Here is a 17,263-nt window from a genome sequence, read left to right as displayed (position 1 = left end):
TATGACTACCGTAACGCTGACTCATTTAGCAAAACGTTATCCCAATGGACACAATGCCATTTCAAGTTTAAGTCTTTCTATTGAACAAGGAGAAATGGTCGTTTTAGTCGGGCCGAGTGGTTGTGGAAAATCGACACTATTGCGTATGATCGCAGGGTTAGAAACTATTACTGAAGGTGATTTATTGATTGATAATTTGCGTGTCAATGAACATGAACCCAGTGAGCGCGATATCGCTATGGTATTTCAAAATTATGCACTTTATCCCCATATGTCGGTTTATAACAATATGGCTTATGGCCTGCGCAATCGTAAAACACCAAAAGCAAAAATTGAAGAATTGGTTAATAGCGCAGCCGAAATGCTAGAAATCAGCCATTTATTAGAGAGAAAACCGAAAGAACTTTCAGGTGGGCAACGCCAACGTGTTGCAATGGGTAGAGCTATCGTCCGAAAACCTAAAGTATTTTTATTTGATGAGCCATTATCAAACCTTGATGCCAAATTACGCGTACAAATGCGCCTCGAGATAAAAAAGCTACAGCGAAAGCTCTGCACAACATCGATTTACGTTACTCATGACCAAGTTGAAGCAATGACATTGGCAGATAAATTAGTTGTGCTTAATCAGGGTCATATCGAGCAGGTGGGTACTCCGTTAGATATTTACCAAAGCCCAGCTTCTGTATTTGTTGCTACTTTTATGGGATCACCTGCAATGAATATTTTAGAAACACCCATTAATCATGGTGTTATTGAAATTGCTGATGGTTATATTGCTATATCAACGCAACAGTGGCATTTCAATACCATCAAATTAGGCTTACGTCCTGAACATTTAATTATCGATAATCAGCACCCTATTTTTCATGCTGAGGTAGAATTTATTGAAGCATTAGGTGCCGATGTTTTAATTTATGCCACAACATGTGACAAACAAAAACAACCGATAGTTATTCGAGCACCTAACGATCATGGTGTAGAAATCGGTAATAAAATTGGTTTAACCATTCACCCTGAATATTTACATTTTTTTGATGCACAAACAGGCATTCGAATAGCTCGTCCTTTTGTCTTAATAAATAAATCAATGGTTTCCTAAATCATGTTTTATCTATTCAATGTATTTTCAGTTTAATCTTAATAACGATGTATTTTGCATCGTTATTTTTATTGTTTAAGCAATAAATACCGCCCATTTAAATATATTTAGTTTTATATTGTTAAGTCGATGATTGTTATAATATGTTTTTTATATTATATAGCGAAAATCCTAAAAAATATTTTACATCTAAATTAATCTAATAATGAGTATAAACTTGTAAATTCATAAGGTTAATATATTACTCACTCACTTAAAAATTAAGAAAATCTTATTGTTTTTCTTAATATTATAAACGTACCTTTATCATTACCTAATAGTAAATAATATTATATTTATAAAATAATTTTTATAAATATATAAATAACCACTTATATTTCCTAAGAATGAATATATTGCACACCTAGATAAGCGCTGCTATTCTTTCGCACGAATTTAACCTGCAATTACATTAAACTGCTAGGCAGAAAAGGACTTAACTCACCATGAAAATAAAATTACTTGCGACAGTGATGGTATCAACAGCATTACTCTCTGGTTGTCAAAACCTTGATACGGCTATGCTGACAAAATCAGGCACCCAACTTTTCCAAGCGGCAACATTAAGCGATGACGATATAAAAGCGCTGACTAATGATGCTTGTAAAGAGATGGATGCTCAAAACAAAATTGCTCCAGCAAACAGTACCTACACTAAACGCTTAAATAATATTTCTAAAGCATTAGGTAATGAAGTTAATGGTACCCCAGTAAACTATAAAGTTTACATGACAAAAGATGTTAATGCTTGGGCAATGGCAAATGGCTGCGTTCGTGTTTATAGCGGTTTAATGGATTTAATGACCGACAACGAAGTTGAAGGTGTGTTAGGTCATGAAATGGGTCACGTTGCACTAGGTCATACGCGTAAAGCAATCCAAGTTGCTCATGCGACGGTTGCAGCACGTACAGCAGCTTCATCTGCTGGTGGTGTTGCGGCTCAATTAAGTAGCTCTCAATTAGCTGAAATGGGAGAAAAACTGGTTAATGCACAGTTCTCTCAACACCAAGAATCAGAAGCAGATAACTTCTCTTATGATCTGCTAAAAAAACGTGGTGTAAGCCCCGCAGGCTTAGTCACTGGTTTTGATAAACTAGCGAAATTAGGCGGTGGTGATTCAAGTATGTTTGATTCTCACCCACCATCAAAAGAGCGTGCTGACAATATCCGTAATCGTATCGCTGAAGATAAAAAATAATCACTCGGCCCCTGTATCCCATGATATGGGGGTATTCTTTTTATTGTAATTAACAACGTAAATGCGTTATTACATCGTCAAAAAAGCGCTGAATAACCTGCTTTTCGGCTCCATTATACTTATCAAATAAAGCCACCCATTGAGTTTGTGACTGCTGATGTAACACCTCATGCGCTTTAAAAAGCTGCTGACCTTCTGAAGTCAGAATAAAAAAGACCTCTTTTTGATTATCTGCCATTTTCATTTTTTCAATGGCGCCTTTTTTCTGTAGCCGATGACAAATTTTAGAAATCGCACCGCGCGTCATCGCCATATATTCACTAATAGTGGTGAGATTTCGCATACTCTCTTCACCAATACAGTGAATGACATGTAATTCAGTCAACGAATAATTATCTAACCCTTTCTCTTCTAATACTTTTTTGTGCTCATCATCGTAACGTTTATCTTTAAGCTCAAGTAATTGACTTAGCCCCTTAAGCAAACGTTGAGTATCTACTTTATCACCTGCCATTTTGTTTCCTTGGAAAAAATATTATTTAAAATATTATCAAAAGTATTTACAACAATCAAAATATCGCTATTATCTATATTGTTTCCACGGAAACAATATAGATAAGGCGAAAAAAATGAAACTCTCAATACGTAATCTATTTTACCTCATTTGCTTTAGTGCTCTGTTAGGCTCTCTAGCTCAAAATATTTACACACCTGTTATTCCATTGATTCAACAACAGTTTAATACGACATTGCCACTTATTAATCTGACAGTTTCAGCATTTACTTTTACTATGGCAATTATGCAACTTTTTTATGGCTCGTTGATTGATAAATGGGGAAGAAAACCGGTTTTATTATGCGGTTTATTCATCTCTATTATTGGTGCTTTAGGCTGTTTTTACTCTTATTCAATCGGTTTATTGATTTTTTGGCGTGTGATACAAGCTATTGGTATTGCGGCTATTCCTGTCGTTGCCGTCACAATTTTAGGTGATCTTTATCAAGGTAACCAACGCGCTAAAGCAATGGGAAGCTACCAAATGTTATTAGCATTGGCACCTGCTTGTGGCCCTTTATTAGGTGGATATTTAGCACAGCATTATCATTACCAAGGTATTTTTGCTTTTCTCGCTTTAACGGGTGCAGTTTTGCTTATCATCCATTTGCTTTTTCTACCCGAAACTCGTCCTCAGCAAAATATAAAATTTAAAAGCCTAATCGCCATGCGGCAGGTTTTTTTATCACCTACAGGCCGTTCTATTTTTGTTATTAGCTTTATGGTGTTTTATAACTATTTTTGCCTGTTAGTCTTTTTACCATTAATTGCATTTTATCTTTATCAGCTAAATAGCACAGAAATTGGTGGATTATATGTTCCAATGTCTATCGCTCTTATTTTAGGGAGTTATTTGTATCGTAAGGTTTGTCATCGATTTAATGCTGAACAAGGTGTCATTATAACTTCTATTATAAATCTTGTTGCTTTGGGGTTATTTGCTCTATTTTGGCAGCTTTCATTACCTATTATGTTGGTATTAACTATTTTTTATGGTCTTTCTCTTGGTTTAACGATGCCAACACATACAACTTTATTAGCTAACACTTTTAGCCAAAGCCGAGCAACCGCAATGGGCATGTATAATTTTATTCGTTATTGTGGAATGGCAGCAGGGCCAATGGTTGCTGCACTGTTTGTCGTAGATGGAAACTATGAGTATGTCTTTTATTCTTGTGTAATATTCACAACTTTGGCATTGTTTTTCACTATAAGAACCTTAAAGTCATCATTAATAGAACAAAGACAAACTGCAAACTGACGGAAAAATTGATGAAATTAACGATAGAGAAACTGACACAGCTTTCAGCACAAGACCAGATTGATTTAGCAAAAATTTGGCAAGATGCACGTTACCAAACAGCACTAACAACCCCAGTCACTGAGACGAAACCGTTATTTGTTGCACGGTTTAATGAGCGGCTGTTAGCCGCCTGCCGTATTGATTTATCAGGCGAGCAAGCGCTGATAACCGATTTTATGGTAAGAGAGGTGACGCGCCGTCGTGGTGTTGGCCATTATTTATTAACGCAATGCTTAAGCGCTTATCCTTATCTCAATCATTGGCAGGCATTGAGCTTATCAACAGAAGAAAGTGGGTATGATGTTGCACATGCTTTTTTAATACACCATCAATTTAATCCATCATCACAAGGTCATATTTATATTCTAAATAATTTGAGGTGTAGCTAGGTGACTAGTGCGGGTAAATGCAATCAACAACGCTACAACTTTGAAGTATTACGAATATTTACGGTTAAAGCATAAAGCCTTGCCACATTATAAGCCGTTTCATTAAGGTTTTGTTGTGCATTATTTAGTGCATCAGAAAGGGTCGAAATACCCGGTACAATAGAAAAAACGGCATCAATACCCTGCTGATGAACCACATCGTAATCCGGTAAATAACCACCGACCAGCGCAATAACAGGAAGGTGGTATTTTTTTGCCAATTTAGCAACGCCTGTCGGTGTTTTACCTTGTGCTGATTGGATATCCATTCGCCCTTCACCCGTTATTACCAAATCTGCATCGATTAACTGTTTTTCTAATTCAACAGCATTAGCAACCAATTCAACACCTTGCGAAAGTGTTGCTTGCGTAAATGCAAGCAAAGGCAAAGCCAATCCCCCCGCAGCACCACTTCCTGCAATATTGATAAGACTGCGTTGCGTCATTTTCTCAATATAAGTACCAAAATGGTGTAATGCGTTATCAAGTTGCGCAATATCGTCTTGGGTCGCTCCTTTTTGAGGACCAAAAATAACGGATGCCCCTTTTTCTCCACATAATGGATTAGAAACATCGCAAGCAATCTCAATTTCGATATTTTTAAGCTTCGGATTTAACGAGTTGATATCAATAGTTTGAAGCTGAGCCAAAGCCGCGCCGCCAAAAGGTAAACAAGTACCGAATTTATCTTTAAGATCCAAGCCAAGCGCTTGCATCATACCTGCGCCAGCATCATTAGTAGCACTTCCACCTAACCCTAAAATAATCTTTTTTACACCTTTCTCTAGCGCAGCATTTATTAATTCGCCGGTGCCATAACTTGTTGTTAATGTTGGATTACGTAAATTCGGAGGTACAAGATGCAGACCAGATGCTTGTGCCATTTCAATGACCGCGGTGGTTCCATCACCTAATATTCCCCAATTTGCGGTAATTTGTTTTCCTAATGGCCCACATACCTTGGTCGAAATAAACGCACCGTTTGTCGCATCAACCAGCGATGTAACTGTACCTTCACCACCATCCGCCATCGGAATACAACAGTATTGCGCATCTGGTAAATAACGAGAAAAACCCTGTTTGATTGATTCGGCAACTTCTTTCGCACTTAAGCTTTCTTTAAATGAATCAGGGGCGATAACTATTTTCACATTATTTTCTCCAGATAATAAAAAAGCGATATTTTCATATCGCTTTTATAACATAATCTGATGCGTTATCTGGTTTGCTTAATCTAAAATGTGATTAATCTTCTATCGCCAGACGCAGTTTTTTCATCGCATTTTTTTCTAATTGACGAACACGCTCGGCAGAAACACCATATTTATCGGCAAGCTCTTGTAATGTTGATTTGCTGTCATCATCTAACCAACGTGCGCGAATAATATCTTGGCTGCGCTCATCAAGAGTTTCTATTGCTGATGTAAGTTTATCTGTTGCATGATTATCCCAGTTATCTTCTTCAATACCGTCTGCAAAATCAGAAGATTTATCTTCTAAAAAGAGTACTGGCGCAACAGGATGCGAGTCATCGTTATCATCGTTACTCATATCAAAAGCCATATCTTGTGCTGACATTCGCGATTCCATTTCGCGCACATCACTTTCAGATACGCCAAGCTCTTTAGCCACTAATTCCACTTCATCTTGATTAAACCAACCTAAACGTTTTTTGTTTTTTCTTAAATTAAAAAACAATTTACGTTGTGATTTTGTCGTTGCGACTTTCACGATGCGCCAATTGCGTAGCACATATTCATGAATTTCCGCTTTGATCCAGTGTACAGCAAAAGAAACGAGTCTCACCCCAACTTCAGGGTTAAAACGACGAACAGCTTTCATCAAGCCGATATTACCTTCTTGAATAAGGTCTGCCTGAGGTAAACCATATCCAGAGTAACTACGAGCAACATGAATAACGAAGCGTAAATGTGAAAGGATTAGCGTTCTTGCTGCATCCAAATCACCATCGTAATGCAGCCGTTCAGCGAGTTCCTTTTCTTCCTCTGCAGTTAACATCGGATAGGAATTGGCTGCACGGATATAAGCTTCGATGCTGCCTTGCGGAACCAATGCTAAGGATTGCATTTCTTTTGTCATTCAAATCCTCATGAAAAATCAATTAAACAACTATTACACAGTAAGAAGAGTAGATGAGCCTTATAAATATAGCTTATAGGATATATTTGTTGGACATTTTATAAACTTTTTATCATAACCTAATTACGACCAGCATAAAGACTAAAGGTTCATATGGCATCTATGTTTACATTTCTTTTTACTTTACCGAGCCTATTTAAAATGACATAGCGATCACAACTCATTGGTAACGATTAAGTGCAATGCGTTATTATGCCAGAAATGAGGCTACGATAAAATAATGGGTTACCATAATAAAGCAACCCATCATAATAAAAAGAGATAAAGATGCTAAGTAGTTATTCAGGGGTAAATTGACGCAAATGCTGCATTGTCGTCAGCCATGCTGCAAACCAGCCTACTATCATGGAGACTAAGATCAGAATAATAGATTCATCAAAACCTAAACCTGAAATTGAGAAGGTGGTACCAAAAACAGTTGCAGCTTGCGTCACCACATCCGATAACTTCCACACCAATAGCGCAGAAAATACCAAAGCAAAAATAGCGCCAATAAAACCGAGAATTAATCCCCAATTGAGGAATGGACGCATAATAAAGCCATCAGTTGCGCCAATCAGTTTCATTACATTAATCGTATCGCGACGGCTAAAGATATTGAGTCGTACGCTATTACCTATTACCAATAACAACGCCACGATCATAAGTGTGCCTATCACCAGAGCAATATGCCCAACTAATGACGTTAAAGTTGAAAGCCGAGTAAACCAACTATCATCCATTCTCACTTCATCCACACCAGCAATTTGAGCAACACTATCTCGTAGCGTTGTCATTAGTTGCTGATCGCTAGGATCCATTTTAGGTGTCACTATCGCGACAGCAGGAAGCGGATTTTCTTCTAACATATCCAGCGCGCTGCTAAACCCAGACCATGAACGAAATTCAACTAAAGAATCTTGGCGTGAAAGATAATTAACCTCTTCTACTTTTTCTAGCGCTTCAATCTTTTTAATGGTTGCTTCTGCAAGGCTATCATCTAAGGATTTATCGAGATAAACCGTTAATTGGGGAGTGGGATACCACTGTTCAGCCGCTGTTGAGACGTTTTTCCACACAATATAGCAAATACTTGGCAGCGTTAATGAAATAGCCACCACCATAATAGTTAAAAATGAAGAGAGCGGTTGGCGCAAAAAGTCAGCCATTGTGTTACGCCAAGCATAACGCCACTGTTCACGTCTTCCACCACGTAAGGCTTTTGTTTTTGCGCCCGGCGTTGGCATTGACTTACGGGAACTCTTTGCTTTAGCCATTTTGACCTCCCACCATTCTGCCTTGGCCTAATGTTAGAATGCGATAATTCCTACGCTCTATCAGTGCCATATCATGTGTTGCCATTAGTACCGTGACACCAACGCGGTTAAACTCTTCAAATAGACGCATAATGCCTTCTGAAAGCTCGCCATCAAGGTTACCAGTAGGCTCATCTGCAAGAAGTACAGTCGGTTTATTCACAACAGCACGGGCAATACCAACACGCTGCTGTTCACCGCCAGAAAGTTGAATTGGATAGTTTTTAGCTTTATCCAATAACCCCACTTTATCTAGCGCAGCTGAAACTCTGCGCCGGATATCCTCTTCGCTTGCGCCAGCAATAATTAATGGAAGTGAGACATTGTCATAAACCGTTCTGTCCATCAATAAGTGGTGATCTTGGAAGATCATCCCTACTTGGCGGCGCAGAAAAGGGATCTCACTATTTTTTAATCGACTGATATCATGACCAGCAAACCAAATAGCGCCATCACTTGGACGCTCTATTCCACAAATTAACTTAAGCAATGTACTTTTACCGGCACCAGAGTGACCCGTTAAAAAAGCCATTTCACCAGGATGAAGATGAAAATCGACACCCTGTAATGCTTGTCTTCCACCTAAATAAGCTTTGCTGACATGTTCGAAGCGGATCATTACAGCTACTCCTCGCGGGCAAACAGAGCCTCAATAAAATCGTCGGCCTTAAATGGACGTAGATCTTCAATACCTTCACCTACACCGATATAACGGATAGGAATTCCAAACTGATCAGCAATAGAGAAAATAACCCCCCCTTTCGCTGTACCATCCAGTTTAGTCAATGTTAATCCTGTTAGTCCAACAGTCTCATTAAAGAGTTTTGCTTGGCTAACAGCATTTTGACCAGTACTTGCATCTAATGTCAGCATCACTTCATGTGGTGCTTCTTCGTCCAGCTTTTTCATGACACGTACAATTTTTTTCAGCTCTTCCATTAAATGGGATTTATTTTGCAGTCGTCCTGCGGTATCGGCAATAAGAACATCGACACCTTTTGCTTGTGCTGATTGAATTGCATCAAAAATAACAGAAGCCGGATCGGCACCTGTATGTTGAGCAACAACAGGAATATTATTACGATCACCCCAAACTTGTAGCTGTTCAACTGCTGCTGCACGGAATGTATCTCCTGCGGCTAACATGACAGATTTTCCTTCAGCTTGATACTGACGCGCTAACTTTCCGATAGTCGTGGTTTTACCCACACCATTGACGCCCACCATTAAAATAACAAAGGGCTTTTTACCTTCAATTTTTAATGGCTGGTCGACTTTACTTAAAATTTCACCCATTTCTTCACGCAATTTGCCGTAAAGTGCTTCAGCATCTTTAAGGTCTTTATGATTTGCATGTTTAGTTAAGCTGGTGATAATTTTTGTTGTGGTTTCCATTCCCACATCGGCAATCAATAACTGTTCTTCTAATTCCTCAAAAAGATCATCATCGATTTTTTTACCACGAAATAGACTTAGAAATCCTGAGCCTAAGTTTTGACGCGTTTTCAATAAGCCTTTTTTCAGCCGAGAAAAGAATCCTTCTTTTTTAGGTTTCTCTTGTTCAATCGGTTTATCGGCAAGCACTTCTTCACGTAAAGATTCAATATCTTCAGCTTCGGCTTGCGCAATGGCTAAACGCGCTTGTTCCTCTTCTTCTGCTTCTTGTGCTAACCGTTGTTGCTCTGCACGTTCTGCCGCTAAACGTTCTTCTTCTAAACGCGCACGCTCGGCAGCTAAACGTTGCTGTTCTTCGGCTTCTTGTGCTTGGCGCTGTGCCTCTTCTTGCGCTAGACGTTGCTGCTCAGCTTCTTGTGCTAACCGTTGTTGCTCTGCACGTTCCGCCGCTAAGCGTTCTTCTTCTAAACGCGCACGCTCGGCAGCTAAACGTTGTTGTTCTTCGGCTTCTTGTGCTTGGCGCTGTGCTTCTTCTTGCGCAAGACGTTGCTGCTCGGCTTCTTGTGCTAACCGTTGTTGCTCTGCACGTTCCGCCGCTAAGCGTTCTTCTTCTAAACGCGCACGCTCGGCAGCTAAACGTTGTTGTTCTTCGGCTTCTTGTGCTTGGCGCTGTGCTTCTTCTTGCGCAAGACGTTGCTGCTCAGCTTCTTGTGCTAACCGTTGTTGCTCTGCACGTTCCGCCGCTAAGCGTTCTTCTTCTAAACGCGCACGCTCGGCAGCTAAACGTTGTTGTTCTTCGGCTTCTTGTGCTTGGCGCTGTGCTTCTTCTTGCGCAAGACGTTGCTGCTCAGCTTCTTGTGCTAACCGTTGTTGCTCTGCACGTTCCGCCGCTAAGCGTTCTTCTTCTAAACGCGCACGCTCGGCAGCTAAACGTTGTTGTTCTTCGGCTTCTTGTGCTTGGCGCTGTGCTTCTTCTTGCGCAAGACGTTGCTGCTCAGCTTCTTGTGCTAACCGTTGTTGCTCTGCACGTTCCGCCGCTAAGCGTTCTTCTTCTAAACGCGCACGCTCGGCAGCTAAACGTTGTTGTTGTTCGGCTTCTTGTGCTTGGCGCTGTGATTCTTCTTGCGCAAGACGTTGCTGCTCAGCTTCTTGTGCTAACCGTTGTTGCTCTGCATGTTCCGCCGCTAAGCGTTCTTCTTCTAAACGCGCACGCTCGGCAGCTAAACGTTGTTGTTGTTCGGCTTCTTGTGCTTGGCGCTGTGATTCTTCTTGCGCAAGACGTTGCTGCTCAGCTTCTTGTGCTAACCGTTGTTGCTCTGCATGTTCCGCCGCTAAGCGTTCTTCTTCTAAACGTGCACGCTCGGCAGCTAAACGCTCTTGTACTACACGTTCTGCTGCAAGATGCTCTTTTTCTAAGCGTTGTTGCTCTGCTACTTCTTCAGCTTGGCGCTGTGCTTCTTCTTGCGCCAAACGTTGTTGTTCTTCTTTCTCTTGCTCAATATTCTCTTCTTTACTACGCCCAAATCCGAGCCACGAGAAAAAACCTTTTTTTTCTTTTGCCATTAGCTACTAAACTCCTCGCACTAAATCATGGCGCGATACATTGACGATATTGAAAATAATAATGAAGTCTATCATTTGATCATGGATAAACGCATCTTTTATACGAATTTTATGGTAAATTATTGCGGATTAAATTAAGGGATGTTGCCAATATATCTGCAACAACACATTCCCTATTCAATAACACATCCCTAAAGATACATTTAAATTATATAAATCAGAAAAATATGGTCAAAAAACCGCAAAAATCACCGATGGGACAAATCAGAATAATCGGGGGTAAATGGCGTGGTCGTAAACTTCCTGTTCTTGATAGCCAAGGGCTACGACCCACAACAGACAGAGTTAAAGAAACGCTCTTTAATTGGCTAATGCCAGTTATTCAAGACGCACGTTGTCTTGACTGTTTTGCTGGCAGTGGTGGATTAGGCATAGAAGCACTTTCTCGTTACGCCAAAGAAACAACTTTTATCGAATATGAACGCAATGTTGCTCAACAAATAACGGCTAATCTCGCACTATTAAATGCTGAAAATGGCAAGGTTATCCAAGACAGCGCATTATCTTGGCTTGCTAAACAAGGTACTGCTTATAATGTTGTCTTTCTTGATCCCCCGTTTCATAAAGGTATGTTGTCAGAAACTATTCAGTTATTAGAAAATAACAGCTGGTTAGCTGAAGATTGCTATATTTATGTAGAAGAAGAGATAAACGCAAATACTTATACTCTTCCAACTCATTGGACATTACATAGAGAAAAGCTCGCAGGGCAAGTCGCGTATCGCCTTTATATTCGTAGTTTATCTGCTTAATTTTTTATGGAGCTGTTATGTTAATCTTTTTTGGCCGATTTTTAATGGTCGGCGTTTGGGGTTTTCTATTTTTAAATATTGTCTCCCCATTTCCTAAGCCACTAAAATATTTTATGGATATCGCTTTAATTTTTATGGTGATAATGCACGGACTACAAATTGTCATGTATAAAGCGGGCCAGCCAAAAGATCAAAAACCCTCGGCAGCATTACAATGTCGAATTTTCTTTTTTGGTATCTTTGAACTACTAAAAATACAAAAACAGCTACGCCAAGAATACGAAGACAAACAAAAAAATAAACATAAACCGTCATAACAATATTGTTATTTTCTGGGGTATTAATCGTCGAGATTTACCCCAAAATAACCAATCGCGCTATATTAGCCGTTACTTTTCACTATTTTCGTCGGGCATATCTGTTTCAAATTGCACAAAACGGCTTCCTTGCATAAATAAACGTCCTTTCATTTCAGGCTCGATATTGTCATAAGTGGCTTTATCTACACGTAAAAGTAAATCGTTACGAGAATCTGTCGTTAAACGAAACGTTACCTGATAGTAATAAACCGTTTCAGGGCCATTAACATCATTTTCTCTTGAACGGCGATCATTTGCTGGAAGTGTTTGCTTCTTAACAACTTCCACCATATAAAGCTTTACGGGAGCATTATCATCACTCATTCGTTGCTTTCTTTGTTCAAGAAAACGATATGTTGCTGATGCAATAATAATGATCAATACCGCAATACCTATCATTCCAGCTTTATTCATTACATTAATTCCTATGGTCTGCATTGGGTAAATGCGCTAAGCCTTTATATTATTTTAATTGATTAACCAGTTTCGTCATTAATCGCTATTCTTAAATAATGCTTTCTGTTATGAATAATAAAACAGTTCTGAATATAAGGAAGATATTATGAGTTGGCCTTTTCTCGCCGTATTATTCTCAGGATGGCTTTATATCGACGCTGCATATCGAGGTCCTAATTGGCAACGTTGGTTATTCCGTCCTATCACATTACTACTTTTATTACTTTGGGCGTGGCAAGTACCTGAGCACTCGATTAACAGCTATCTTATCGTTGGTGCATTACTCGCCACGCTAATTTCTGATTTATTGAGAATATTTGAAGGTAAGTATTTACTACCGTCCATCGCACTGGTTTTCCTAAGTTATATTCTTTATCTTGTTAGTTTTGCAATACCGTTGCAGATTTCGTTTTATCTTCCTTTACTCGGATTTGTCATTATTTTTGCTATCGTTATATTAGCAATAGTATGGACTAAACTCGATAAACTGGCTATTCCTGCCACATTTACCTTATTAGCTGCCTTAGCTATGTTTTGGGTCGCGGGTGAAAAATTCTTTTTCTTAAGTAATGACTACAACTTATCCATAATGATAGGTTCGTTTTTGTTAGTGGTTGCTTACTCCGTTTGGTTGATTAACCGTTTTCGCTTCTCTTTCTCTGCCTCTAAAGGCTTAGTAAGCGCCTGTTATTTCATTGGTCACTTCTTTATTGTTAGAGCGCTATTCCTTTAATTAATTTCCCTTTGTTTCTGGTAACAAGAGAAACAAAGGGAATAATTTATCGACAAAATTAGCACTTTTTGCCAATTTATTCACAGTATTAGTCTTGACTCTGGACTCTACTCCAAGCTGTAAAGTGCATCTAAATCATTAGACTTTACTTCTCGTTGAACAAGGAGAGCCAGTTATGACTAAACACGCTCATCAACACGATAACCACAAACATACTGACGCTTGCTGCTCAAGTTCTCATTGCTCTGGTACTTCTGAGAATAGTGCACGCTCACATACTGAAAGTGCGCATTCTCATGCCAAAATAGATAAAAGCGATCCCGAATGCGAGGATGAGCACCAAGGTCACGACCATAACCACGACCATAGTCATGATGAACATAACCATTCTGATGGTCGCTGTGATATCAATGCCCCAGTTTCAAATACAGAGCCAGAAAAAATAGGACAACAGCGTTTTAGTTGGAAAGTACAAGGTATGGATTGCCCAAGTTGCGCTCAGAAAATTGAAACTGCAGCGCTTAAAGTTATGGGAGTCAAACAAGCTAAAGTCATTTTCGCTACAGAAAAACTGGTCGTTGATGCAGACAGTGATTTACGACCACAAGTCATCGCGGCTATCAAAAGCGCTGGGTTTGAGTTATTTGATCTCACCTCACCCAACGCTAAAAACGCACCAAAACAAAGTCTACTGAAAGAAAGCTCATTCGTTATTATTTTAGCTTTATTAATGGCAATAAGCTGGGGTGTGGAATTTATTGATCCTCAAGCTGGCCGTGTTGCCTTTATTACTACAACATTGATTGGTTTATTCCCCATTGTGAAAAAGTCTCTACAGCTTATTCGCAGTGGTACGCCGTTTGCTATTGAAACATTAATGAGTGTCGCAGCAATTGGTGCACTCTTTATTAATGCTACTGAAGAAGCAGCAATGGTTATTTTGCTGTTTATGATTGGTGAAATGCTTGAATCTTATGCCGCAGGTCGCGCTCGTCGTGGTGTTAGTGCGTTAATGGCGTTAGTACCAGAAGAAGCCATTTTGGTTAAGGATGGTAAAAAACAAACCGTTTCAGTCTCTGAATTACGTCCTGGCGATATTATCGAAATTGCTCCTGGCTCACGTTTACCTACCGATGCTGAGTTAGTCAGTGCTTTTGCTAGTTTTGATGAAAGCGCATTAACTGGTGAATCAGTACCTGTTGAACGCTTACAAGGTGAAAAAGTCGCCGCAGGCTGTTTATCGGTTGATCGTTCAGTACAGATGAAAGTGGTATCTGAACAAGGACAAAATGCCATTGACCGTATTTTACAACTGATTGAGGAAGCTGAAGAGCGCAGAGCGCCTATTGAACGCTTTATTGACCGTTTTAGCCGTTACTACACGCCTCTTATCATGTTGTTTGCAGCATTAGTCATTATTGTACCACCACTATTATTTGCTCAGCCTTGGGAAACATGGGTTTATCGCGGATTAACCTTATTACTAATCGGTTGTCCTTGTGCATTGGTTATTTCAACCCCAGCGGCAATTACCTCCGCTTTAGCGGCTGCAACAAAACGAGGCGCATTAATCAAAGGTGGAGCAGCACTAGAGCAATTAGGCACGGTAAATACTATCGCCTTAGATAAAACGGGAACATTAACTGAAGGGAAACCACAAGTTACTGATGTTGTAGCTGAGAATGGTTTTGATAAAAAACAGCTGCTCACTTTAGCATCTTCAGTTGAAGTCGGTTCTCATCACCCATTAGCAAAAGCTATTATCAACAAAGCTCAAGAAAATGGGGTAGTTGTAGTTGAAGCCGAAAATCGTAAGGCCTTAGCGGGTAAAGGGATTGAAGGCTATTTAAATAACCAACACATTTTAGTCAGCGCGCCTTCACAATTGAAAGAAGCATCTCTTTCATCACAATGGCAACAAGAGATTGCACGCCTTGAAGATGAAGGCAAAACAGTAGTCGTGGTATTAAAAGATGATCAGCTCATTGGCGCGATTGCCATGCAAGACACCTTGCGTAGTGATGCTATTGAATCAATGAAGTTATTGAAATCGATGAATATCAATGCAGTGATGTTAACAGGTGATAATCCAAGAGCCGCAGCGGCAATTGCACAAAAGCTGGGGATGGATTTCCGCGCTGGATTACTGCCAGAAGATAAAGTCACGGCGGTAATGGAAATCAGTAAAACACACAACACCATGATGGTGGGTGACGGGATTAATGATGCTCCAGCAATGAAAGCAGCAACCATTGGTGTAGCGATGGGAAGCGGCACCGATGTAGCACTTGAAACAGCGGATGCAGCATTAACCCACAACCGCTTGACTGGATTACCAGAAATTATTCAGTTATCTCGTGCAACACGTAAAATTATTCGTGAAAACATCACTATCGCACTTGGATTAAAAGCGGTGTTCTTAGTGACCAGTTTATTAGGAATAACAGGGCTTTGGGTGGCAGTATTAGCGGATTCAGGTGCAACAGCATTAGTTACTGCCAATGCGGTGAGATTATTAAGCGTTAAATTAAAATCATCATCTCAAAACTAATTAAGATTTAAAAAATAAAAGCAAAACCCAACCCTTAAATATTATTAGGGGTTGGGTTATTTTTTATCTTTATTGTTACTCAAAAAGCATCGTAAACCTATAAACTACTGTCTTTTTTACGAATAAGATAACGGTAAGGCGCTGATTCAATTTCTTGATTTAATAAATCATGCTCCATAAAACGGCAAAAACCGGGGATATCACGCACAGTAGCAGGATCGTCAGCGATAACTAATAACGTTTCACCTAACGCCATATTTCTTATGGTTTTACGCACTAACATCACCGGTTCAGGACAGCGTAATCCCAACGTATCGAGAGTTTTCGTTGCATCATCAAATTGGGCATTCATTCTATTAACCATTTGTTCTTTCACTTACAGATAACGTTATTATATCGCGCTTTAACGCTGACATCACGATGCATTGCGACAAAGACATTTTGCCGTAAACTTTGCTTTTGTTGCGCAACGGGCGTATTATGCGCTCCCACTCTATTGAGAGTGGATAATGAATGTCTTATTGGGTTCCCTCACCCCAATCTCTAAAAAGGTACAATTTATGTATTTGTTTACTCCCCGCCAAAAAGCGGTGGCACTGCTATGGCTTTCTTTATTTCACATCCTGATAATTACCTCTAGTAATTATCTAGTGCAATTACCTATCTCCATTTTTGGCTTCCATACTACTTGGGGCGCGTTTACATTTCCGTTTATTTTTCTGGCAACAGATTTAACGGTTCGTATTTATGGTGCACCACTTGCTCGGCGCATTATCACTGCCGTTATGCTGCCTGCATTAGCCATTTCTTATCTTATTTCTACCCTCTTCTTTCAAGGAAGTTGGCAAGGATTTGCATCATTAGGTGAGTTTAATTTAATGGTGGCAAGAATTGCGACAGCAAGCTTTATGGCGTATGTATTAGGCCAGATTATGGATGTCTCGGTATTTAACCGTTTAAGACAACAACAAAAATGGTGGGTAGCGCCAAGTGCCGCAATGTTTTTTGGTAATTTGCTCGACACGCTCGCATTTTTCTTTATCGCTTTTTATCGCAGTACTGATGCTTTTATGGCCGCTAATTGGATTGAAATTGCATTAGTTGACTATGTCTTTAAGCTCACGATTTGCATGCTCTTTTTCTTGCCTGCTTATGGTGTATTGCTTAATTTCCTTTTGCGTTATTTTTTCTCTCAAGAAAAACAAAAGCAAGATTATGCTGAAATCAGCTCATAATCTGTCCTATCTCGCAAAATAATAATGATATTAATGTCATTATTCCCCAATAAAGCTTCATAACTCAACTTTATGAA

General features: G+C 39.6%; 17 protein-coding genes. 9 read left to right on the top strand and 8 right to left on the bottom strand.

The features are described 5' to 3' along the window. The first annotated feature begins 1 nt into the window (after position 1). On the top strand, positions 2-1,102 hold the full coding sequence (gene ugpC / locus PH4a_RS09475; protein ID WP_129039381.1) for a sn-glycerol-3-phosphate ABC transporter ATP-binding protein UgpC: 1,101 nt from the start codon (positions 2-4) through the stop codon (positions 1,100-1,102). 485 nt (positions 1,103-1,587) lie between these two features. Further along, positions 1,588-2,340 carry a metalloprotease LoiP gene (gene loiP / locus PH4a_RS09470; protein WP_129039379.1) on the top strand — a complete coding sequence of 251 codons (753 nt, stop codon included), beginning with the start codon at positions 1,588-1,590 and terminating at the stop codon, positions 2,338-2,340. Positions 2,341-2,389: 49 nt separating this feature from the next. Here the strand turns inward: loiP and PH4a_RS09465 are convergent, their stop codons facing one another. Further along, positions 2,390-2,854 (bottom strand): MarR family transcriptional regulator, encoded by a 465-nt coding sequence (locus PH4a_RS09465; protein ID WP_129039377.1) that lies wholly within the window; start codon positions 2,852-2,854, stop codon positions 2,390-2,392. A gap of 115 nt (positions 2,855-2,969) precedes the next feature. On the opposite strand from PH4a_RS09465, the gene PH4a_RS09460 reads away from it, so the two are divergent. Beyond that, on the top strand, positions 2,970-4,157 hold the full coding sequence (locus tag PH4a_RS09460) for an MFS transporter (RefSeq protein WP_129039375.1): 1,188 nt from the start codon (positions 2,970-2,972) through the stop codon (positions 4,155-4,157). Positions 4,158-4,168: 11 nt separating this feature from the next. Continuing rightward, entirely contained in the window at positions 4,169-4,588 is a 420-nt protein-coding gene (gene panM, locus PH4a_RS09455; RefSeq protein WP_129039373.1) for an aspartate 1-decarboxylase autocleavage activator PanM, read from the top strand. A gap of 32 nt (positions 4,589-4,620) precedes the next feature. On the opposite strand, the gene PH4a_RS09450 is transcribed toward panM, so the two are convergent. The 5 genes from PH4a_RS09450 to ftsY form a co-directional block, all read right to left on the bottom strand. Continuing rightward, positions 4,621-5,778 carry a glycerate kinase gene (locus tag PH4a_RS09450; protein WP_129039371.1) on the bottom strand — a complete coding sequence of 386 codons (1,158 nt, stop codon included), beginning with the start codon at positions 5,776-5,778 and terminating at the stop codon, positions 4,621-4,623. 94 nt (positions 5,779-5,872) lie between these two features. Next, positions 5,873-6,727, bottom strand: coding sequence for an RNA polymerase sigma factor RpoH (rpoH, locus tag PH4a_RS09445; RefSeq protein WP_129039369.1), 855 nt, complete (start codon positions 6,725-6,727; stop codon positions 5,873-5,875). A 338-nt stretch (positions 6,728-7,065) separates the two neighbouring features. Continuing rightward, complete coding sequence (ftsX, locus tag PH4a_RS09440; RefSeq protein WP_064718817.1) at positions 7,066-8,043, bottom strand: permease-like cell division protein FtsX; 978 nt, start codon at positions 8,041-8,043, stop codon at positions 7,066-7,068. Next, complete coding sequence (gene ftsE, locus PH4a_RS09435; protein WP_064718816.1) at positions 8,036-8,701, bottom strand: cell division ATP-binding protein FtsE; 666 nt, start codon at positions 8,699-8,701, stop codon at positions 8,036-8,038. The genes ftsX and ftsE overlap by 8 nt, the downstream gene beginning before the upstream one ends. 5 nt (positions 8,702-8,706) lie before the next feature. Next, positions 8,707-10,947: a signal recognition particle-docking protein FtsY gene (ftsY, locus tag PH4a_RS09430; RefSeq protein WP_482811944.1), complete on the bottom strand. Its 2,241-nt coding sequence runs from the start codon at positions 10,945-10,947 to the stop codon at positions 8,707-8,709. Between the two features lie 320 nt (positions 10,948-11,267). Between ftsY and rsmD the strand changes: the two genes are divergently transcribed. Further along, positions 11,268-11,852 (top strand): 16S rRNA (guanine(966)-N(2))-methyltransferase, encoded by a 585-nt coding sequence (gene rsmD / locus PH4a_RS09425; RefSeq protein WP_129039365.1) that lies wholly within the window; start codon positions 11,268-11,270, stop codon positions 11,850-11,852. A gap of 17 nt (positions 11,853-11,869) precedes the next feature. Next, positions 11,870-12,169, top strand: a complete 300-nt coding sequence (locus tag PH4a_RS09420) for a DUF1145 family protein (RefSeq protein ID WP_064718813.1) — start codon at positions 11,870-11,872, stop codon at positions 12,167-12,169. 72 nt (positions 12,170-12,241) lie between these two features. Here the strand turns inward: PH4a_RS09420 and PH4a_RS09415 are convergent, their stop codons facing one another. Beyond that, positions 12,242-12,625 (bottom strand): DUF2500 family protein, encoded by a 384-nt coding sequence (locus PH4a_RS09415; RefSeq protein ID WP_208730469.1) that lies wholly within the window; start codon positions 12,623-12,625, stop codon positions 12,242-12,244. Positions 12,626-12,773: 148 nt separating this feature from the next. Here PH4a_RS09415 and PH4a_RS09410 point away from each other — a divergent pair, with 148 nt between their 5' ends. Beyond that, positions 12,774-13,400, top strand: coding sequence for a lysoplasmalogenase (locus tag PH4a_RS09410; protein ID WP_129039363.1), 627 nt, complete (start codon positions 12,774-12,776; stop codon positions 13,398-13,400). Positions 13,401-13,575: 175 nt separating this feature from the next. Next, positions 13,576-15,951, top strand: coding sequence for a zinc/cadmium/mercury/lead-transporting ATPase (locus PH4a_RS09405; RefSeq protein WP_129039361.1), 2,376 nt, complete (start codon positions 13,576-13,578; stop codon positions 15,949-15,951). A gap of 97 nt (positions 15,952-16,048) precedes the next feature. On the opposite strand, the gene tusA is transcribed toward PH4a_RS09405, so the two are convergent. Further along, the gene (tusA, locus tag PH4a_RS09400) at positions 16,049-16,303 is read right to left on the bottom strand and encodes a sulfurtransferase TusA (protein WP_129039359.1); all 255 of its coding nucleotides are present in this window, start codon (positions 16,301-16,303) and stop codon (positions 16,049-16,051) included. Between the two features lie 208 nt (positions 16,304-16,511). Here tusA and PH4a_RS09395 point away from each other — a divergent pair, with 208 nt between their 5' ends. Next, on the top strand, positions 16,512-17,186 hold the full coding sequence (locus tag PH4a_RS09395; RefSeq protein WP_129039357.1) for a 7-cyano-7-deazaguanine/7-aminomethyl-7-deazaguanine transporter: 675 nt from the start codon (positions 16,512-16,514) through the stop codon (positions 17,184-17,186). Positions 17,187-17,263: the final 77 nt, after the last annotated feature.

It is taken from the genome of Proteus hauseri (assembly GCF_004116975.1).
GTDB classification, from domain to species: domain Bacteria; phylum Pseudomonadota; class Gammaproteobacteria; order Enterobacterales; family Enterobacteriaceae; genus Proteus; species Proteus hauseri.
The sequence above is the reverse complement of the archived record's forward strand: the minus strand, read 5'-3'. Positions and strand labels throughout refer to the sequence as shown.